This is a genomic window from Pseudomonas sp. P5_152 (assembly GCF_033989915.1).
Classification (GTDB): Bacteria; Pseudomonadota; Gammaproteobacteria; order Pseudomonadales; family Pseudomonadaceae; genus Aquipseudomonas.
This window is the reverse complement of the sequence record NZ_JASFAH010000002.1, coordinates 1,422,744-1,441,084: the sequence shown is the minus strand read 5'-3', so window position 1 is coordinate 1,441,084 and position 18,341 is coordinate 1,422,744. Positions and strand designations below refer to the sequence as shown.

18 protein-coding genes are annotated in these 18,341 nt (G+C 63.6%); 11 read left to right on the top strand and 7 right to left on the bottom strand.

Going from position 1 to position 18,341, the window contains the following annotated elements:
- Positions 1 to 18 precede the first annotated feature (18 nt).
- Positions 19 to 2,670 (top strand): sensor histidine kinase, encoded by a 2,652-nt coding sequence (locus QMK50_RS06325; protein WP_159997320.1) that lies wholly within the window; start codon positions 19 to 21, stop codon positions 2,668 to 2,670.
- 48 nt (positions 2,671 to 2,718) lie between these two features.
- Positions 2,719 to 3,411, top strand: a complete 693-nt coding sequence (locus tag QMK50_RS06320) for a response regulator (protein ID WP_095168074.1) — start codon at positions 2,719 to 2,721, stop codon at positions 3,409 to 3,411.
- A 22-nt stretch (positions 3,412 to 3,433) separates the two neighbouring features.
- Here QMK50_RS06320 and QMK50_RS06315 read toward each other — a convergent pair whose 3' ends face one another.
- The gene (locus QMK50_RS06315) at positions 3,434 to 4,471 is read right to left on the bottom strand and encodes a patatin-like phospholipase family protein (RefSeq protein WP_095168076.1); all 1,038 of its coding nucleotides are present in this window, start codon (positions 4,469 to 4,471) and stop codon (positions 3,434 to 3,436) included.
- 213 nt (positions 4,472 to 4,684) lie between these two features.
- Here QMK50_RS06315 and QMK50_RS06310 point away from each other — a divergent pair, with 213 nt between their 5' ends.
- The 3 genes from QMK50_RS06310 (at position 4,685) to QMK50_RS06300 (ending at position 6,820) form a co-directional block, all read left to right on the top strand.
- Positions 4,685 to 4,963 (top strand): hypothetical protein, encoded by a 279-nt coding sequence (locus QMK50_RS06310; RefSeq protein WP_095168077.1) that lies wholly within the window; start codon positions 4,685 to 4,687, stop codon positions 4,961 to 4,963.
- Between the two features lie 88 nt (positions 4,964 to 5,051).
- Positions 5,052 to 5,819 carry a CHAD domain-containing protein gene (locus QMK50_RS06305; RefSeq protein WP_159997318.1) on the top strand — a complete coding sequence of 256 codons (768 nt, stop codon included), beginning with the start codon at positions 5,052 to 5,054 and terminating at the stop codon, positions 5,817 to 5,819.
- A gap of 203 nt (positions 5,820 to 6,022) precedes the next feature.
- On the top strand, positions 6,023 to 6,820 hold the full coding sequence (locus tag QMK50_RS06300; RefSeq protein WP_320332790.1) for a thioesterase family protein: 798 nt from the start codon (positions 6,023 to 6,025) through the stop codon (positions 6,818 to 6,820).
- Between the two features lie 2 nt (positions 6,821 to 6,822).
- Here the strand turns inward: QMK50_RS06300 and QMK50_RS06295 are convergent, their stop codons facing one another.
- From QMK50_RS06295 to QMK50_RS06285, 3 genes are all read right to left on the bottom strand, one after another.
- Entirely contained in the window at positions 6,823 to 7,185 is a 363-nt protein-coding gene (locus QMK50_RS06295; RefSeq protein WP_095168084.1) for a terminase, read from the bottom strand.
- Positions 7,186 to 7,294: 109 nt separating this feature from the next.
- The gene (locus QMK50_RS06290) at positions 7,295 to 8,776 is read right to left on the bottom strand and encodes a methyl-accepting chemotaxis protein (RefSeq protein ID WP_159997313.1); all 1,482 of its coding nucleotides are present in this window, start codon (positions 8,774 to 8,776) and stop codon (positions 7,295 to 7,297) included.
- Positions 8,777 to 8,913: 137 nt separating this feature from the next.
- Positions 8,914 to 9,735, bottom strand: a complete 822-nt coding sequence (locus QMK50_RS06285; RefSeq protein ID WP_320332789.1) for a TatD family hydrolase — start codon at positions 9,733 to 9,735, stop codon at positions 8,914 to 8,916.
- 233 nt (positions 9,736 to 9,968) lie between these two features.
- On the opposite strand from QMK50_RS06285, the gene QMK50_RS06280 reads away from it, so the two are divergent.
- The 3 genes from QMK50_RS06280 (at position 9,969) to QMK50_RS06270 (ending at position 12,484) form a co-directional block, all read left to right on the top strand.
- A complete protein-coding gene (locus QMK50_RS06280) occupies positions 9,969 to 11,390 on the top strand; it encodes a transglycosylase SLT domain-containing protein (protein ID WP_320332788.1) in 1,422 nt (473 codons plus the stop codon).
- A 105-nt stretch (positions 11,391 to 11,495) separates the two neighbouring features.
- Complete coding sequence (locus tag QMK50_RS06275) at positions 11,496 to 11,930, top strand: DoxX family protein (RefSeq protein WP_320332787.1); 435 nt, start codon at positions 11,496 to 11,498, stop codon at positions 11,928 to 11,930.
- A gap of 245 nt (positions 11,931 to 12,175) precedes the next feature.
- Complete coding sequence (locus tag QMK50_RS06270; protein WP_320332786.1) at positions 12,176 to 12,484, top strand: class I SAM-dependent methyltransferase; 309 nt, start codon at positions 12,176 to 12,178, stop codon at positions 12,482 to 12,484.
- A 3-nt stretch (positions 12,485 to 12,487) separates the two neighbouring features.
- Here QMK50_RS06270 and greB read toward each other — a convergent pair whose 3' ends face one another.
- From greB to QMK50_RS06255, 3 genes are read right to left on the bottom strand one after another with little or no spacing between them, the layout of a single operon-like run.
- Positions 12,488 to 12,985, bottom strand: a complete 498-nt coding sequence (gene greB, locus QMK50_RS06265; RefSeq protein WP_095168093.1) for a transcription elongation factor GreB — start codon at positions 12,983 to 12,985, stop codon at positions 12,488 to 12,490.
- A 34-nt stretch (positions 12,986 to 13,019) separates the two neighbouring features.
- The gene (locus tag QMK50_RS06260; RefSeq protein ID WP_320332785.1) at positions 13,020 to 15,524 is read right to left on the bottom strand and encodes an ABC transporter permease; all 2,505 of its coding nucleotides are present in this window, start codon (positions 15,522 to 15,524) and stop codon (positions 13,020 to 13,022) included.
- Positions 15,524 to 16,207 (bottom strand): ABC transporter ATP-binding protein, encoded by a 684-nt coding sequence (locus QMK50_RS06255; RefSeq protein ID WP_320332784.1) that lies wholly within the window; start codon positions 16,205 to 16,207, stop codon positions 15,524 to 15,526. Before QMK50_RS06255 ends, QMK50_RS06260 begins: the two co-directional genes overlap by 1 nt.
- 10 nt (positions 16,208 to 16,217) lie before the next feature.
- Between QMK50_RS06255 and QMK50_RS06250 the strand changes: the two genes are divergently transcribed.
- From QMK50_RS06250 to QMK50_RS06240, 3 genes are all read left to right on the top strand, one after another.
- Positions 16,218 to 16,823 carry an arylesterase gene (locus QMK50_RS06250; RefSeq protein WP_320332783.1) on the top strand — a complete coding sequence of 202 codons (606 nt, stop codon included), beginning with the start codon at positions 16,218 to 16,220 and terminating at the stop codon, positions 16,821 to 16,823.
- Between the two features lie 58 nt (positions 16,824 to 16,881).
- Complete coding sequence (locus tag QMK50_RS06245; RefSeq protein WP_027620143.1) at positions 16,882 to 17,175, top strand: hypothetical protein; 294 nt, start codon at positions 16,882 to 16,884, stop codon at positions 17,173 to 17,175.
- Positions 17,176 to 17,275: 100 nt separating this feature from the next.
- Positions 17,276 to 18,244 carry a L,D-transpeptidase family protein gene (locus QMK50_RS06240; RefSeq protein WP_095168097.1) on the top strand — a complete coding sequence of 323 codons (969 nt, stop codon included), beginning with the start codon at positions 17,276 to 17,278 and terminating at the stop codon, positions 18,242 to 18,244.
- Positions 18,245 to 18,341 lie beyond the last annotated feature (97 nt).

The following is an 18,341-nucleotide window of genomic DNA, read 5'->3' as shown; positions in this document are numbered from 1 at the left end:
CTGAATGAAGAGCCTCCCATGAGCGACTCCGGCCGCGCCGATGCACTGCTAGCCGATCTGCCCCACGATGGCCGTGGCCGGCTCAAGGTCTTTCTCGGCGCGGCGCCCGGCGTCGGCAAGACCTACGCCATGCTGCAGGCCGCTCACAGCCAGTTGCGCCAGGGCGTGAAGGTCATGGCCGGGGTGGTGGAAACCCACGGCCGCGCGGAGACCGAGGCCTTGCTCGGTGGGTTGGTGCAACAGCCGTTGCTGCGTTCGGAATACCGTGGGGTGATGCTCGAGGAAATGGACCTCGACGGCCTGCTCAAGGCCCGGCCAAAACTGGTGCTGGTGGACGAACTGGCCCACAGCAATGCCCCCGGCAGTCGCCACGCCAAACGCTGGCAGGACATCCAGGAGCTGCTGGCGGCCGGTATCGATGTCTACACCACGGTCAACGTCCAGCACCTGGAAAGCCTCAATGACCAGGTGCGCGGTATCACCGGCGTACAGGTGCGCGAGACCCTGCCCGACTGGGTGCTGCAGGAAGCCTACGAGCTGTTGCTGATCGACTTGCCGCCCCGTGAGCTGCTTGAGCGCCTGCGTGACGGCAAGGTCTATGTGCCCGAGCAGGCGCGGGCGGCGATCGATGCGTTCTTCACCCAGACCAACCTCACCGCATTGCGCGAGTTGGCGATGCAAACCGCCGCGGCCCAGGTCGACGACGACCTCAGCCGTGGCTACCGGCAGTTGGGCCAGGCCGCGCCGGCCGTGCGGGGACGCTTGTTGGTGGGGGTCGACGGCGATGCCCAGGCCGAACGCCTGGTGCGCCACGCCAGTCGAGTTGCCCAGCGCCGGCATCTGCCCTGGAGTCTGGTGCATGTGGACAACGGCAGCGTCGGCGATGAGCAGTCGCGCTTGCGCCTGCAAAGCGCCCAGCAACTGGCCGAGCGGTTGGGCGGTGAAGTGGTGTTGCTGCGTGCCGGCGAGGTGGCCAAGACCTTGATCCAGCACGCAGCCGAGCGGCGCGCCAGCCTGGTGCTGGTCGGCCAGTCCCGTGCGCGTTGGCGCCGGCGGCTGTTCGGCGGTGGCCTGGCTTCGCGCCTGTTGCGTAATGCCCGAGGCCTGGAAATCAACGTGCTGGACAGCGATGAGCAACAGCACCTGCCGCGCCAGCGTTCGCCCCAGGCCCTGGTCTGGTTCGACTACGCCCTGGCACCGCTGGCCACGCTGTTGGCCAGCGGCCTGGCGTGGGCAGTATCGAGCCTGCTGCCACTGCCGAACATCTCCTTGGTATTTCTCGCCGCGGTGCTGCTGGTGGCAGTGCGCAGTAGCCTGGGGCCGGCGCTGGTGTGCGCCGCGCTGTCGTTCCTGACCTACGATTTCCTGTTTATCCCGCCCAACTTCTCGTTTGCCATTCAGCGCGAAGAGGACGTCCTGACTTTGCTGTTTTTCCTGCTCATGGCGGCGCTCACCGGCAACCTCGCCGCGCGTCAGCGTCGGCAATTGCAGGCCCTGCGTGATACCCAGGAAGAGACGAGCGAGCTCCTCGACCTGTCGCGCAAGCTTACGGCCGCCACCGACCGTCAGGCCGTGGTCAGTGCGGCGGCGCAACACCTGGTGGGCTGGAATGATCTGCAGTTGTGCCTGCTCAATCGTGACGGCCAGGGCGGCTGGAAGGTCGAAACCGGCGGGCCGTTGCAGTTTTCTGAAGCCGAGCGTGCGGCTGCCGAGTGGGCCTGGCAGCATGACCAGCCGGCGGGGAAGGGCACCGGAACCCTGCCGTTCGGTCGTTGGTGGTGGTGGCCGTTGTCGGTCGACGACGGTCCGCTGGGCCTGCTCGGCGTGTGCCCGCGCGAAGGCGAGCCACTCAGTGGGCAACGGCGGCGCTTGCTGACGGCGCTGAGCCAGCCCCTGGCCCAAGCCCTGGCCCGCGCCCAATTGGCCGAAGACCTGGAGGCGGCGCGCCTGCACGGTGAAACCGAACAACTGCGCAGCGCCTTGCTGGCGTCGGTGTCCCACGACCTGCGCACGCCACTGACGTCCATGCGCGGCAGCATCGACAGCTTGCTGGCGCTGGGCGAGGCGATCCCGTTGGAGGATCGTCGCGAACTGCTGGAAGGCACGCGTGATGAAGCCGAGCGGTTGGACCGCTACATCCAGAATCTGCTGGACATGACCCGGCTTGGCCATGGCGCGCTGAAGCTCGCGCGCGACTGGGTGTCGCCCGCCGACATCGTTGGCAGCGCGCTCAATCGCTTGCGCGCGGTGCTGGCGCCGTTGCAGGTCAGCGTCGAGGTGCCGGCCGAGCTGCCACTGCTGTTCGTGCACGCGGCGCTGATCGAGCAGGCGCTGGTCAATGTGCTGGAAAACGCCGCACGATTTTCCCCGGCCCAAGGCCATCTGCAACTGAGTGCGGGGGCGACGGACAGCGAGCTGTATTTCTCGGTGAGTGACGAGGGCCCGGGTATCCCCGAAGAGGAGCGGGCGAAGATCTTCGACATGTTCTATACCGCTGCCCGTGGGGATCGGGGCGGGCAGGGCACGGGGCTGGGCCTGGCGATCTGTCAGGGCATGGTTGGTGCCCACGGCGGGCGCATCAGCGTCGCTGACGGTCTCAACGGCCGTGGCACCTGCATCACCCTGCACCTGCCGTTGCAGGCACAACCGGGGTTGGAAAGTGAAGCCTGAGGCGGGCTGCGCTACTCTGTCGCCAGTTCTTTATGTTGAATGGAAACCATGAGCCAGACCACGACCATCCTGGTCATCGACGATGAGCCGCAGATCCGCAAGTTCCTGCGCATCAGCCTGGTCTCCCAGGGCTACAAAGTGCTCGAAGCCGGCACGGGCACCGAAGGCCTGGCCCAGGCTGCGCTGAACAAACCGGATTTGCTGGTGCTCGACCTCGGCCTGCCGGACATGGATGGCCAGCAGGTCCTGCGCGAATTTCGCGAGTGGTCGAAGGTGCCGGTGCTGGTGTTGTCGGTGCGCGCCAGCGAGGGGCAGAAAGTCGAGGCCCTGGACGGTGGCGCCAATGATTACGTGACCAAGCCGTTCGGTATCCAGGAATTCCTCGCCCGTATCCGAGCCCTGTTGCGCCAGGCGCCCGCCGGCCAGGCGCCGGAAGCAGCGCTGAGCATTGGCCCGCTGACGGTGGACCTGGCGTACCGCCGGGTCCTGCTCGACGGTGCCGAAGTGGCGCTGACCCGCAAGGAGTACGCGGTGCTGGCGCAACTGGCACGCCACGCCGGGCGGGTCATCACCCAGCAGCAACTGCTCAAGGACATCTGGGGCCCGACCCATGTCGAGGACAGTCACTACCTGCGGATCGTGGTGGGGCACTTGCGCCAGAAACTGGCGGACGACCCGACCCGACCACGGTTCATCCTGACCGAGGCGGGTGTGGGGTATCGGTTGTTGAGCGACGCTTGAACCGTGTCCGGTCAGCGGATACTCAATCGCGCTCACTCTCGTAGCGGTCCAGGGTGTCGCGGGCAATCTCGCGGCCCAGGGCGATCAGTTCCGGGGCCTTGTAGAACTCGAAGAAGCGGCAGACGCGCTTTGGCACGTTGATCAGGATGTCCGGTGGATAACCGGCAATCTTGTACTGCGCCAGGGAGGTTTGCATGACCTCGAAACTCTGGTTGATCAGGTCGAGCAGGGAGGCAGGGCCGACGTTGTCGATGATGAACGAGCCGGTCGCCGACTTGGGTGCCCCTTCGGTTTCGGGGGCGGCTGCGGGCTGCTGCGCTTCGGGTTCGGCACCTTCGAGCCAGGGGTTGATCTCGGCGGCTTCGCTGCGCAACGCTTCCTGCTCCAGCAGGAGCAATTGTTCGGCCTGCTTGCGGCGGAACGGCAGGTGCGAGCCGAGGGAGTTGATCAGGCTGTCGAAGCGGCTTTTGAACGCGGCGGGGCGTTGGATCACCGGCAACTGATAGTGCTTCTGGTTGGTGGAGTTGAGGTTGACCGCGATGATCAGGTCGCAGTGGCTGGAGACCACGGGGACGATCGGCAGCGGGTTGAGCAAGCCACCGTCCACCAGCATGCGATTGCCCTGCATCACCGGGGTGAACAGGCTCGGAATGGCCGCCGAGGCACGCATGGCCTGGTGCAGACAACCTTCCTGAAACCAGATTTCCTGCTGGTTGGTCAGGTCGGTAGCCACGGCCGTGTAGGGAATGCGCAGCTCTTCGATATTGATCTCACCGACGATCTTGCGGATCTGCCCGAAGACTTTTTCGCCGCGTATGGCCCCCAGGCGAAAACTCACGTCTACCAGGCGCAACACATCGAGGTAATCCAGGCTTTCGATCCAGTCACGGTATTCGTTGAGTTTGCCCGCGGCGTAGATACCACCCACCACTGCTCCCATGGAGCAACCGGCGATGCAGGAGATGTCGTAGCCTCGTCGTTCAATTTCCTCGATGACCCCGATATGGGCATAGCCCCGGGCGCCACCGGAGCCGAGCACCAGCGCGACACGCTTCTTCATGTACTTGATCCTTCGCCAAACAGGTTTTAACAATGCACCCTTTCAGGGGCGTGCTTCAATCACACAGACACAAGCAGTCGTTTTTTCGACACTGGATGACGGCGCATGGGTATTCTCGCCGACGCTATAGTTTCCAGCGATGGGCTAAGGCACTTTTACCCGCGTTGACCGTCTTACCCTGCACGATTGTATTTCTACCTTGAGGTGTCATTGATGAAAGCATGGATCTGTCTGCCATTGATTGCGTTGGTCCTGGCCGGTTGCGCGGGCAAGACGGCTTACCGCGATAGCTGCGCTAGCCAACTGGATTCCGCATGGAAAGAACTGGACCTGGCCAAGGCCGAAGGATTTGCCGGCACCGTGAGTTACTCCAAGGCCCTGTCGCTGTTGACCGGGGCCAAGACCCAGCAACAATTCGAAGCCTTCGAAGGCTGCGCCAACAAGGCCGAGAAGGCACGCTTCTATATCCGTGAATCCCGCGCCGGTCGATAAGCCATCCATGACCTGGCGCAATACCGGCGGCCGCTATTGCGCCTAGCGTAGACTTGTGAGGATGACTGGGTTGACTGGGGAGAACGGGATGTCTGCGTTGGTGGATCGATTGGTGGCTCAAGTGTTGGGCCTGCATGTGCGTTTGCTGGCTTGCCAGGCACGCTTGAGTGCCAACACCGACCCGGAGGCATTGCATGACTTGCGCACCACCGTGCGCCGGTTGCGCAGCTTGTTGCGGCCCTTGCGTGGCTTACCCGGCGTCGAGCAACTGGAAGCGTCTGCGGCGGGCGTAGGCACCTTGACCACCCCGTTGCGTGACCGCGAAGTGTTGGCGGCCTATCTACTCGACCACGGGCAAGCCACTGCGGCCGAGCGACGCATGCGGCAGATGGCCCAAGCCTATCCGGCGGTGGCCGACAGTCCCCAGTTGGCGCAGTTATTGATGGTCCTCGATGCCTTTCCACGGTTCTTGCGCGCCTCCCAGCGCCAAGGGCTGCTCAAGCGCCTGCGTGCACGCATCGAGAAGCGCCTGGCCAAGCAGTGGCATAGCCTGGACACAACTCTGCACGATCCGGCCCATGACCGTCACCGCCTGCGCTTGTTGATCAAGCGCGTGCGCTACGCCATCGAAGCCTACCCGGAGCTGGATCGTTTACCCAAGGCCGCCATGCCACGGCTCAAGGCGGCGCAGGCTGCGTTGGGTGACTGGCACGATTGCTGGCAATGGCTGGCCAGGGCCGAGCACGAATCCGATCTGTTGCCCTGCGTAGCGGTCTGGCAACAGACCATGAGCAAGGCCGAGGCGCGTGCCGATCAAGTGCTCGACAAGCTCAGCGCCGCCTGCTTCAAGTCCTGAATCCAGCGCCGGTGTTTTTGTAGCCGCTGGCGAAGGCTGCGTTGGGTTGCGTCGCGACCCCTGCGGTATTGCCAACTCGAATGAACGTCCTGCGGCCGTTGATGGGCGGCCTATCTGTCCGGCACTTTGGCCGGAATAGGTGCTGTATAGAGCGCTTGGGCTGGTTAAGATCCTGCTGTCCTTTTCCCTGTCTTGAGGTTGCCATGCGCTTTAGCGAATTACTCGACGCCGTGCGCCGTTCCCCTGATGAGCTGGTCATTCCGGCGCAATGGGCGCAGGGTCGCGCCAGTTTTGGTGGGCTGGTCGCCGCCTTGCAGTACGAAGCCATGCGTGCCAAGGTTCCGGCAGAGCGCCCGGTGCGCTCGCTGGCGATCACCTTTGTCGGCCCGGCGGAGCCCGGTGTGCCGATCCGTTTCGAAGTCGAGGCACTGCGCGAAGGCAAGGCGGTCAGCCAGGTACTCGGTCGAGCGGTGCAGAACGGTCAGGTGGTGACACTGGTCCAGGGCAGCTTCGGCGCCTCGCGGGCTTCCGAGGTCGAGGTGCTGGCCGCGCCAGCGCCAACGATGAAACATTGGGACGAGTGCCAGGAGCTGCCTTATATCAAGGGCGTGACGCCAGAGTTCATGCGTCACCTGGCGATGCGTTGGAGCATCGGCGGCTTGCCCTTCACCGGTAACAAGTCGCGCGACATGGGCGGCTGGGTGCGTTTGCGCGACGAAGCCAATGCCGAGACGGTGAGCGAAGCGCACATCCTGGCGCTGGTGGATGCCTGGCCCCCGGCCTTGCTACCGCACCTGAACAAGCCAGCGGCCGGCAGTACCCTGACCTGGACCATCGAGTTCGTGCAACCATTGCTGGCCCTGAGCACCCTGGACTGGTGCAAGTACCATGTGCAGATCGAACACGCCCGTGACGGCTACGGCCATGCCGCTGCCGCCTTGTGGAGCCCCGAGGGCCAATTGATTGCCCTGAGCCGCCAGACGGTGACGATCTTCGCCTGACTTCAGCGGCGGTGACGTTCGCGCCAGGCGCGCCACCAGCCGCCGCTCAAGACATAACGCGGGAAGGTCAGGAACTGCTCGACCAGCAGCCGCGAGACGGCATCCTTGCGATCAGTAAAGGGTTCGGCCGCTTGGGCTTCCAGGCTGTGACCGTGGCGCTGCAAGCCCAACGCGGCCAGCAAGCCGATGATGCCAATGGCGATATTGGCCAGGCTCAGGCTGAACACTCCGGAGACAATCAGCAAAAAGCCCAGGATGAACAGCGGCACGGCAATCAGGTGCAGCACCAGGTTGGTCGGGTGCTGGTGATTATTCGGGTACGCCCGCCATTGCCAGGCGGGAAGGTTGGGGTGACGTTTGCCCATGAAGGTACTCCTCGATCCGTGTACAACACATGATTGAAGAATAGGTCGGGTCCTGGCACGCGGCGAATCAAGGTTGGCTATCGAGGTGATAGTCGCTGCGTGATAGTGCCTAAAGCTTGAGTTGGCCGATCGCCTGGTTCAGTTCGCCGGCCAGTTTCGCCAGCTCATCGCTGGTGGTGGCCGAGTCCAGGGTCTGTGCCACAGTGTTCTCGGTGACGTCGCGGATGCTCACCACCGCTCGATTCATCTCTTCTGCCACCTGGCTTTGCTGCTGGGCGGCGACGGCTATCTGCGTGTTGCTTTCACGCATCTGCGCCACGGCGCTGGTGATTTTGGCCAGGGCACTGCCCGCCTCCTGCGCCTGCTGCACGCAGTCGTCGGCCTTGAAGGAGCTCTCCTGCATGAAGTCCACGGCATCGCGAGTGCCCGCTTGCAGGGCCGAGACCATGCGCGTGATTTCATCGGTCGAGGCCTGGACCCGCTTGGCCAGGTTGCGCACTTCATCGGCGACCACGGCAAACCCTCGGCCCATCTCACCGGCGCGGGCCGCTTCGATGGCGGCATTGAGGGCGAGCAGGTTGGTTTGCTCGGCGATGCTGTGGATCACCCCGACCACGCCGTTGATCTTCTGGCTGTCTTCGGCCAGGCGCTGGATCATCCCGGCGGTCTGCTGCACACCGGTGGACAGCCCGGCGATGGAGTGTTGCACGCGACTGACCACCTCCTGGCCGCTGCCTGCCAGGTCGTCGGCGGTTTGCGACAGGTCCCGCGTTGCGCCGGCGTGCTGGGCGATGTGGTAGACCGTGGCGGACATCTGATTGATCGCGGTGGCCGCCTGATCGGTTTCACTTTGCTGGCCGAGCATGCCCTGGCGCACGTCACTCATGCTGTTGGCCAGGCGCGCCGCCCCGACATCCAGTTGCTGCGCGGTCTGGGCCACGGTATTGACCACGCGTTGGTAGCCGGCCTGCATGGCATTGAACGCACTGGCCATCTGGCCCACTTCATCGGCGCAGGACAGCGGCACACGGGCCGATAGGTCACCGGTTTTCTCGACATGCAGCATCACATCCTTGAGGGTGTTGAGCTGGCTGAGCAGAAAGCGGATCAACAATTGCGAGGCGCCAAGCATCGCCAGCATCAGGATCAACACCGCTGCCGCGTAGTTGACGAAGCGTTCGGCAAATACCTGGGTCAGGCTCGGGCCATAGGCCAGGACGGCAGTGCGTTCGCCATTGGCCCGGGACAGGACCTCGGCACCGATCAGCAGGTGGTTGCCGAACAACGGCATGGCATTGATCGAGACCCAGCCGTTGGCGTTGTTCAATTGCGGTAACGGCCGCTCGTCGAGCGTGGGAGTTTGCCCTGGCCTGAAGCTCAGCAGCGCGTCGTTGGCGGGCAACGGCTGGGCAGCGGGCCAGGCACGCAGCAATTGCGCTTGAGCGCCAGCCGCCTGCCGGGCAGCCTCGCTGCGCGCCTGTTGTTCCAGTTGCACGGCATACAGCACCAGCAGCAGGGTGGTCACGAAGGCGACGGCATTGACCGCCCAGAACTTGTATTTCAGCGAGATATTGCTAAGCCAGGCACCCATGGAGGTCTTCTCTGATAGCGGAAACAACATTGGCAAGGTGCCATCATTGTGCCGCTATCGAGGAGGTCCGGTGTTGATGTGGGTCAAGTCGTAGTGGGGCAGGGGTCTGCCGATGCTATCGCTGGCCGGCCTTGCTCCTACGGATTGGCGGTAAATGCGACGCTCGGCAAGCCGAAAAACGCCCGGGCACAGGCAGTGCTGTGGGCCGCCAGGTCTTCCAGGCTCTCGCCCCGATGCAGGGCCACTTCGCGTAGTACTTCGGGCAAGTAGGCCGGTTCGTTGCGCCCGTTTTTCGGTTTTGGCCGCAGGCTGCGAGGCAGCAGATAGGGCGCATCGCTCTCGAGCATCAGGCGGCCGCGGGCAATCTCGCGCACCAGCGGGTGCAGATGGGTACCGCGGCGCTCGTCACAGATCCAGCCGGTAATGCCAATGTGCAAGTCCAGGTCGAGGTAACTGAACAGCGCCTTTTTTTCCCCGGTGAAGCAGTGCACCACGGCGGCCGGCAACTGGTCGCGGAAGTCGCGCAGGATCTCCAGCAAGCGCTGGCTGGCGTCTCGCTCATGGAGGAACACTGGCAACTGCAACTCGACCGCCAGGGCCAGGTGTTCTTCCAGGACCTTTTCCTGCTGTGGGCGCGGTGAGAAGTCGCGATTGAAATCCAGCCCGCATTCGCCGACAGCCCGCACGTTCGGCTCTTTCAGCAAACTGTGCAGGCGCCGCGCGCTGTCGGCATTCCAGTCGCTGGCCGAGTGTGGGTGAATACCGGCGGTACAGAACAGGCGCTCGCCGCTTTCATCCAGTTGTTGGCACAGTTCCAGGGCCTGTTCGCTGCCCTCCACGCTAGTGCCGGTCAGCACCAGTTGGCAGACTCCTGCGGCATAGGCGCGGTCCAGCACCGCCTGGTGTTTGTCGGCGAAACTGGGGTTGGTCAGGTTGACGCCGATATCGATGAGTTGCATGGTGCTACCCTGGGGATGCGGCCGGAAAGCATACCAGAGCTCAAGATTTATAAGAAAAGCCAAGAACTACAATGAGTTAACGCTGTCTTTTGATGCCGAAGGAGCACTTCGACTGATTTTATCAGGCTCGCAGCCCGCTCTTTCGCTCGTTGCCAGCGCTCCAGGCGCTCTGTTTCTGTCGACCTGCTGCGCCTCTTGTTGTGCGGCGGGACAGTATTCTTTCCGGAGAACGGATGACGCGACTCCCGGTTTTATTCCTGCTGTGCCTGTCGCTGCTCGTGCCTTTGCCGGCACTGGCGCGCTTGGCCGGGCCCGTGGAGGCCGTGCAGACGGGCAAGGTCCGCGACCTGGCGCAAATCCGCAGCAGTCGGGTGCTGCGGGTCCTGGTCAATCAGAGCCGCAACAGCTCCGCGCAAGTCCAGGGCCAGAACATCGGCATGGAATACCATCGCCTGCGCGCTTTCGAGCAATACCTCAATGGCCATGCCCGCGATGGCCAGGAAATTTCCCTGAAGATCATTCCCAAGGCCAAGGACCAATTGCTCGGTGCGCTGCAACGCGGCGAAGGCGACCTGGTGGCCCCGGGCGAACTGCTTGACGCCCAGGCAGTGCGGGCGGTCAGCGCCAGCGAGCCGATTGTCAGCAACGTGCCGTTATTGCTGGTAGGGATCAAGGGTGAGCGGCGCTACACCCGGCTTGAACAGCTGTCGGGCAAAACCCTGGCGCTGCCCACCGGCAGTGCCGCCGGGGAGGCGATCAACCAGATCAACCAGAAACTCGCGCTGCACAAGTTGCCGCCGGTGAGGATCGAATGGGTAGACCCCAGCCTCGCCGTGGAGGATGTGCTGGAAATGGTCCAGGGCGGGATTTTTCACCTGACCATTGTCGAGCAACCCATTGCCGAGCGCTGGGGCAAGATCCTGCCCAAATTGCGTTTCGACCGGCAGGTGCTGATCAGCGAGCCGGGGGAAGAGTTCTGGTTCGTGCATCGTGATGCCTCGATGCTGCGGGCCAGCATTGACCGTTTTCTCACCACCTACAAAGCCCCCTCCGACCAGGATGTGGCGTTCCTGCGGATTTATCGGCGCCTGTACCAGGTACGCAACCCGCTGGCCCGCAACGACCGGCAACGCCTTGAGAAAGTGCGCACCGTGCTGCAGAAACATGCCAGCGAACAAGGCCTGGACTGGCTGAACCTGGCGGCCCTGGCGTTCAAGGAATCGTCGCTGGAGCCTAGCGCTCGAAGCGGCAGCGGGCCGACCGGATTGATGCAGATCACGCCCTCGGCGGCGCAGCGGGTCGGGGTCAATAACATTCAGTCCCTGGACAGCAATGTGCAGGCCGGTGCGCGATACCTGGCGCTGATCCGGCGCAAGTTTTTCGCCAGCCCCAAGCTCAATGAGCGCGAGCGCATGGCGTTCATTCTCGCCGCCTACAACATCGGCCCGGAGCGGGTCCAGGGGATGCGTGCCGAGGCGCGGCGCCGTGGGCTGAACCCTAACCAGTGGTTCTTCCAGGTCGAGCGCATTGCCATGGAGCAGGTAGGGATGGGTCCTGTCAGCTATGTTAACAGTGTGAACAAGTACTACTTGGCCTATGACCGGGAGCGGGAGGCGCTGGAGGCCCCGGGGCAAAAAGTTGTCAGTCGCAAATGATCGACTAAACTGATTGTTAATCTGAGTTTTTTGCGCTTTTAACATAAGGTTTACCGATTAATATAGCGGCCAACCAACACACACACTCACTATGGATGACAGAGCATGAGCACACTGATCAACAAGGTACTTTTCACCCGCGCCGGCTACGGCCTGACGGTCTTGCGGATCTGCGTCGGCGTGATCTTCGCCGCCCACGGTGCGCAGAAACTGTTCGGCATGTTTGGCGGCTATGGCCTTGCGGGGACCGCGCAGTACATGGAAAGCCTGGGCCTGGCACCGGGGCAGTTGATGGCGATCCTGGCTGGCGGTACCGAGTTCTTCGGCGGTCTGGCGCTGATCATCGGCTTGCTGGTGCGTCCGGCCGCCCTGGGCCTGACCTTCCTCTCGCTGGTAGCGATTTTTTCGGTGCACATCAGCAACGGCCTGTTCATGGCCAACAACGGCTATGAGTTTGCCCTGGCATTGCTCGGCGGTAGCATCGCGGTCTTGTGCGAAGGTGCTGGCAAGCTGTCGGTGGATCGCGCCATCGCCGGTTGAGTGCTCTGGCTCACGACTAAGGCCCGCATACGCGGGCCTTTTTGTTGCTGCGGATTCTTGACACTGTCCCGTCAGCTTCTCTAGGATGCTGCCATGCGCCGATTTAAACAGCTACTTGCGGGGCGCCAGGTGACTCATTCAGTTGCCGATAGAAGCCTGGACCAGGCTTTGAAGTACCGCTAAAGCGCTGGTTCGGTGTTGCCTCTCACCTGCCATGCAGATTTTTGAGGCTGAGACACGACAAGATGAATGCACTGCACCCCTCTCTACGCCCCGCGCCGATCACGGCTCACCTGACCCAACGCAACCCGAAAATCCTCCTGGGCGGTAATCACCAGCCGACGCTGCTGCGTTATCTGGATGGCTGGCCGCGTCGCAACGGTGGTCCGGCAGCGTTCCTGATCCAGTTTGTCGAAGACGGTGAGTCGTTGGCACGTTTTGCCAGTGACAGCTTTGACTTGGCCGTTATCCAGTCCCCCAGCGCCGAAGAAGCGGGTGAAATGATCAGGCAACTGACCCGTGTCGCCCGCCAGGGGCTGATCGCCCGACGCTAGCCTTCAGGGGTAGTCGATGGCCGTGATGTACACGAACTGCTCGCCGTCCGGGGTTTGTACCCGTACCTCGGCATCCAGCGCTTTACCGATCAAGGCCCGCGCCAGCGGTGAGTCGATGCTGATCAGGCCTTGCTTGAGGTCCAGTTCATCCGGGCCGACGATGCGGTAGCGCGACGTTTTGCCCTGTTCATCCTCGATGGTCACCCAGGCGCCGAAGTAGACCTTGTTCGGGTCGCTGGGCTTTTCGCTGACCACCTTGAGCGCCTCCAGGCGCTTGGTGAGAAACCTTACCCGGCTGTCGATCTCGCGCAGCATTTTTTTGCCATAGGTGTACTCGGCGTTTTCCGAGCGGTCGCCCTGGGCGGCGGCTTCGCTGACGGACTGGGTCACCTGGGGGCGGCGCACGTGCCAGAGTTCGTGGAACTCGGCACGCATCCGCGCCTCGCCCTCGGGAGTGATGAGGGCGGTGCCGGCAGGACGGGGAGGGCGATAGCGGCTCATGACAATGTCTTGTGCTGGGAAAGCATCGAGTCTATCAACCCTCGCGCAGGACTGTCAGTGGGCTGGCGTTCAATGCCCGGCGCGTACCAAAGACCCCGGCACCGCCCACCAGCAATGCACCGATCACCGGCAGCAACAGCAGCCACGGGTGGGGATGCCAAGCCAGGTCGAAGGCGTAGCGGTACAACACCAGGCTCACCAGTTCGCAACCAATGGCCGCCAGCAGGCCGCTGACCGCACCCAGCAAGCCGAACTCGATCCGCCGGGCCTTGACCAGCAGTTGCCGTTCGGCCCCCAGCGCACGCAGCAACGCCCCTTGGCGAATGCGTTCATCGAGGGTCGCCTGCAATCCGGAAAACAGCACGGCCATACCCGCCGCCAGGACGAACAACAGCACGTACTCGACCGCCAGGGTGACCTGGCCCAGGATGCTGCGTAGCTGTGCCAACAGGGCCTCGACTTGCAAGATGGTCACCGCCGGAAAGGCGCGCGACAGGTCGATGATCTGTTGGTCGTGACCGGCGGCCAGGTAGAAACTGGTCAGGTAGGTCGCGGGCAGATCCTGCAGGGTGCCGGGCTGGAAGATCATGAAGAAGTTTGGCTGGAAGTTGTCCCAGTTGATGTCGCGCAGGCTGGTGACCCGGGCTTCGCGGTTGACCCCGCCAACGGTGAACACCATGTGGTCACCGAGCTTGAGCTTCAGGCTCTCGGCAACCTTACCCTCGACCGAGACCCCGGGGATGTCGTCGGACGGCTGGGCTGACCACCAATTGCCGGCGGTAATGCTGTTGCCCGCCGGTAGTTGCGCCGCCCAGGTCAGGCTGAGGTCGCGCTGGATCGCCCGATCACCCTGGGAGTCCTTGCTGACAATCGCCTGCACCGGCTCACCATTGATGCTTATCAGGCGTCCTGGCACCACCGGGTACAGCGGCGCGGATTGGGCAGAGAGTTCGATCAGGCGATCGGTAAATGCCTGTTTGTCGGCCGGCAGGATGTTCAGGGCGAAATAGTTTGGCGCATTTTTGGGTAGCTGGTTCTGCCAGGTGTCGAGCAACTCGCCACGCAGCAGGGCGATCAACGCCATCGACAACAGGATCAGGCCAAAAGCCAGGGACTGCCCGGCTGCCGCCAGTGGATGACGCAGCAATTGCCCCAGGCCCAGGCGCCAGGGCAGGGATGCCCGGGCCAGCAGGCGGCGCAGGCTCTTGAGCACCAGCAGCAACAAGCCGCCGAGCACCAGCGCGGCCAGTACGCCCCCCCCGAGCAGGGCGAAGGTCAGCACCAGGTCCAGGCTCAGGCGCCACATGATCAGGCCAAGCGCGCCCAGGGCGGCGCCATAGACCATCCAGGTGCTTGACGGGATGGGCAGCATGTCGCGTCGCAACACCCGCAGGGGTGGCACTCGGCCGAGGGCGGCGAGCGGTGGCAGGGCAAAGCCGGCCAGCGCTACCAGCCCGGTGCCGATCCCGGCAATGGCCGGTAGCAGGCCGCCGGGCGGTACGTCGGTGGGCAGCAAGTCGCCGAGCAGGGCGAACAACCCCAGTTGGGCGAACCAGCCGATGAGGGCGCCGCTGATACTGGCGAGCAACCCCAGCACAGTCAGTTGCAGGCTGAACAGCACCAGGGTTTCCCGACGGGACAACCCCAGGCAGCGCAACAAGGCACTGGCGTCGAAACGGCGGGTGGCAAAGCGGGTTGCCGACAGCGCCACCGCGACCCCGGACAGCAGCACCGCCACCAGGCTCGCCATGTTCAGGTAGCGTTCGGCCTTGCCCAGCGCGCCACCGATCTGTCGATTGCCGTCGCGGGCATCCTGCAGGCGCTGGTTCGCCGCCAGGCCGGGCTGGAGTCGCTCGCGGTAGGTGGCCAGGGCGGTGGCGTCGCCGCGCCAGAGTTCGCGGTAGCTGACCCGGCTGCCGGGTTGCACCACGCCGGTGGCCGTCAGGTCGGCGAGGTTGATCATCACCCGCGGCGTGAGGCTGTAGAAGTTGCCGGCGCGGTCCGGCTCGTAGGTCAGGACGCGGCTCAGGCGCAGGGTCTTCATGCCGACGTCGATGTTGTCACCGATCTTCAGGTCCAGCGCGGTCAGCAGCCGTGCCTCGACCCAGGCTTCACCCGGTTGCGGGCTGCCGCCGGCTTCTTCCGGGGCAAACGGCGCGGGCGCGCTTTTCAGCTGGCCGCGCAGCGGGTAGACCCCGTCGGCGGCCTTGATGCTCGACAGCTGGATGCCCTGGTCGGTGGCGATGACACTGGAAAACTCCACCACCTGGGCGTGTTGCAGGCCCAGGTCCTTGCCGCTCTGGATCTGCTCGGGACGGGCGGGCGAGCTGCCTTCGAGCAGCAGGTCGGCACCGAGGAATTCGGTGGCGCGCAACAGCATTGCGCCATTCAGGCGCGCGCCGAAATAGCCGATGGAGGTGCTGGCGGCCACGGCCACCAGCAAGGCGAAGAACAGCACCCGCAGTTCGCCGGCACGGGCATCGCGCAGCAATTGACGAATGGCCAGGCTGAACAGGCGCAACAGCGGCAAGCGTGCCATCAAGGCTCCAGGGGGGCGACCAACAGGCCGGCTTCAAGACGGATCAGGCGGTGGCAGCGATGTGCCAGGCGCTCATCGTGGGTGACCAGCACCAGGGTGGTGCCGCTTTCCTTGTTCAGTTCGAACAGCAGGTCGCTGATGTGCTCGCCGGTATGAGTATCGAGGTTGCCGGTGGGTTCATCGGCAAACAGCACATCGGGTTCGGCGGCAAATGCCCGGGCGATCGCCACGCGCTGTTGCTCACCACCGGAAAGCTGGCGCGGCGAATGACTCAGGCGCTTGCCCAGGCCGACCCGGCGCAGCAGTTCAGTGGCACGTTCGCGGGCATCCTTGCGACCATCGAGTTCCAGCGGCAGCATCACGTTTTCCAGGGCGTTGAGGCTGTCCAGCAATTGGAACGACTGGAACACGAACCCCACATGCTCGGCGCGGATGCGTGCACGCTGGTCTTCATCCAGTTGGCTCAAGGCCTGGCCGGCCAGGGTGACTTCGCCGCTGCTGGGCAGGTCGAGGCCGGCGAGCAGGCCGAGCAGGGTGGACTTGCCGGAACCGGAACTGCCGACGATGGCCAGGCTGTCGCCCTTGTTCAGTTCCAGGCTGAGTTGGTGCAGGATGGTCAGTTCACCTTCCGCGCTGGGAACCACTTTGCTAAGGTTCCGCGCAGTGAGAATGTTTGCGCCCATGGAGAGTCCGATGCGTGTGTGGTTTTTGAGTGCTGGCCTGGCCTTGATGTGCATGGCCCAGAACGCAGCGGCGGGTACTGTCCTGATCGTTGGCGATAGTATCAGCGCGGCTTTCGGCCTGGATACCCGGCAGGGGTGGGTATCGCTGCTGGAGCAGCGGCTCAAGGACGAAGGTTTCACCACTACGGTGGTCAACGCGTCCATCAGTGGCGACACCAGTGCAGGTGGCCAGGCGCGGCTGCCAGCGCTGCTTGCAGCCCATAAGCCGGCGCTGGTGGTGCTGGAGCTGGGGGGCAATGACGGCCTGCGCGGACAGCTGCCCACGCAATTGCAACAAAATCTTGCCTCGATGATCGACCAGTCCCGGGGCAGTGGCGCCAAGGTGCTGTTGCTGGGCATGCAGTTGCCGCCTAATTATGGTGTGCGCTATACCCAGGCCTTTGCCCAGGTCTACAGCAATCTGGCGACGGAAAAAAAGGTCGCGCTGGTGCCGTTTTTTCTCGAGGGAATTGGCGGCAAGCCCGAGCTGATGCAGGCCGATGGCATTCACCCGGCCGGCGCGGCACAGGGCAAGTTGCTGGAAAATGTCTGGCCAACGCTAAAACCCCTGCTTTGATGCTTTTCTAGCGGCAGGCTTTCGGCTAATGTGGCGCCCCCCTGATCTGGAGCCCCCGATGCCGCGTCCTGCCTGGTCCCTGTTTGCCTACCAACTGATCGAGCCTGACGAGCAGTTGGATCTGTTCGCCTGCCAGGAAGTCCGGGTGCATCTGGTGACGCGTCAACTGGAGTTGGGCGGCTCGGCCGACCGTACCCTGTGCGGTACGTTGCTGCCGGCGCAACCGCGCTGGTCCAGCGTCGATCGCCGGGTATTCCAGGACCAGCGTCTGTGCTCGTTGTGCCGAGCAATCCTGGAGTCACAGAAGCGCGGTACTTCGCCGATCTGGCCGGAGTTGCGTTTCGAGTTGTAACCTGCGGCGCGGCGACCGTCGCCCGGTTCCCCGAATCCGCAGACTGCGGTGTACAATCGCGGTTTTACCCCCTCTGTCGATCATGCAAAGGATTTTCCGGATGTTGTCGCGCTTTCCTGCCGTCGCCCGCTGCCTGTCTCTTGCCGCCCTGTGCGTGGCCGGTCCCGTTGCAGCGTTGGAGCTGCCCTTGCCGCCGCCGGGCGAAGATATCGTCGGCCAGGTGCAAGTGATCAAGGCCAAGTACGAAGATACCTTCGCCGATCTGGGCACCACCTATGACCTGGGTTATTCGGAAATGGTCGCGGCCAACCCGGGTGTCGATCCCTGGCTGCCGGGCGCGGGCACCGAGATCATCCTGCCAACGCGTTTCATCCTGCCTCCGGGCCCGCGTGAAGGCATCGTGATCAACCTGGCCGAGTACCGCCTGTACTACTTCCCTAAAGGCCGCAACGTGGTCTACACCTTCCCCCTGGGGATCGGCCGGGAAGGCTGGGGTTCGCCGATTGCCCACACCAGCATCGTCGCCAAGACCCCCAACCCGACCTGGACCCCTCCCGCGTCGATCAAGGCTGAGCACGCCGCCGATGGCGACCCGTTGCCGAATGTCGTGCCGGCCGGTCCGGACAACCCGCTGGGACCTTTCAAGTTCACCCTGGGCACGCCGGGTTACCTGATCCATGGTTCGAACAAGAAGTTCGGCATCGGCATGCGCACCAGCCACGGCTGCTTCCGCATGTTCAACAACAACGTGCTGGAGATGGCCAGCATGGTGCCGGTGGGTACCTCGGTGCGCATCCTCAACGACCCGTACAAGTTCGGCATGAGCGGCGGCAAGGTCTATCTGGAGGCGCATACGCCAATCGATGACAAGGGCAACCCGTCGGTGGTCGACAAGCACACCGCAGTGATCAACGCCATGCTCAAGCGTGAGGACATCACCAGCAACATGCGCATGAACTGGGACGTGGTGCGTGACGTGGTCGCGGCCGAAGATGGCCTGCCGGTGGAAATCGCAGTGCCGGGCACGGGTACCCCGCTGGTGTCGAGCACGCCGCTAGAACTGCAGTAAGCGCTCCACAAGACCCGCCGGGACGTCAGCCCCGGCGGGTTTTTTATGGCCGGCAGAAACTGCGGGCAATAAAAAAGCCGACCCAAAAAATGGGTCG

Bases quoted from the DNA above. Each gene is read 5' to 3' on its own strand.
- QMK50_RS06325 (WP_159997320.1), top strand. From the start codon at position 19: ATGAGCGACTCCGGCCGCGCCGATGCACTGCTAGCCGATCTGCCCCAC.
- QMK50_RS06320 (WP_095168074.1), top strand. From the start codon at position 2,719: ATGAGCCAGACCACGACCATCCTGGTCATCGACGATGAGCCGCAGATC.
- QMK50_RS06315 (WP_095168076.1), bottom strand. From the start codon at position 4,471: ATGAAGAAGCGTGTCGCGCTGGTGCTCGGCTCCGGTGGCGCCCGGGGC.
- QMK50_RS06310 (WP_095168077.1), top strand. From the start codon at position 4,685: ATGAAAGCATGGATCTGTCTGCCATTGATTGCGTTGGTCCTGGCCGGT.
- QMK50_RS06305 (WP_159997318.1), top strand. From the start codon at position 5,052: ATGTCTGCGTTGGTGGATCGATTGGTGGCTCAAGTGTTGGGCCTGCAT.
- QMK50_RS06300 (WP_320332790.1), top strand. From the start codon at position 6,023: ATGCGCTTTAGCGAATTACTCGACGCCGTGCGCCGTTCCCCTGATGAG.
- QMK50_RS06295 (WP_095168084.1), bottom strand. From the start codon at position 7,185: ATGGGCAAACGTCACCCCAACCTTCCCGCCTGGCAATGGCGGGCGTAC.
- QMK50_RS06290 (WP_159997313.1), bottom strand. From the start codon at position 8,776: ATGGGTGCCTGGCTTAGCAATATCTCGCTGAAATACAAGTTCTGGGCG.
- QMK50_RS06285 (WP_320332789.1), bottom strand. From the start codon at position 9,735: ATGCAACTCATCGATATCGGCGTCAACCTGACCAACCCCAGTTTCGCC.
- QMK50_RS06280 (WP_320332788.1), top strand. From the start codon at position 9,969: ATGACGCGACTCCCGGTTTTATTCCTGCTGTGCCTGTCGCTGCTCGTG.
- QMK50_RS06275 (WP_320332787.1), top strand. From the start codon at position 11,496: ATGAGCACACTGATCAACAAGGTACTTTTCACCCGCGCCGGCTACGGC.
- QMK50_RS06270 (WP_320332786.1), top strand. From the start codon at position 12,176: ATGAATGCACTGCACCCCTCTCTACGCCCCGCGCCGATCACGGCTCAC.
- greB (WP_095168093.1), bottom strand. From the start codon at position 12,985: ATGAGCCGCTATCGCCCTCCCCGTCCTGCCGGCACCGCCCTCATCACT.
- QMK50_RS06260 (WP_320332785.1), bottom strand. From the start codon at position 15,524: ATGGCACGCTTGCCGCTGTTGCGCCTGTTCAGCCTGGCCATTCGTCAA.
- QMK50_RS06255 (WP_320332784.1), bottom strand. From the start codon at position 16,207: ATGGGCGCAAACATTCTCACTGCGCGGAACCTTAGCAAAGTGGTTCCC.
- QMK50_RS06250 (WP_320332783.1), top strand. From the start codon at position 16,218: ATGCGTGTGTGGTTTTTGAGTGCTGGCCTGGCCTTGATGTGCATGGCC.
- QMK50_RS06245 (WP_027620143.1), top strand. From the start codon at position 16,882: ATGCCGCGTCCTGCCTGGTCCCTGTTTGCCTACCAACTGATCGAGCCT.
- QMK50_RS06240 (WP_095168097.1), top strand. From the start codon at position 17,276: ATGTTGTCGCGCTTTCCTGCCGTCGCCCGCTGCCTGTCTCTTGCCGCC.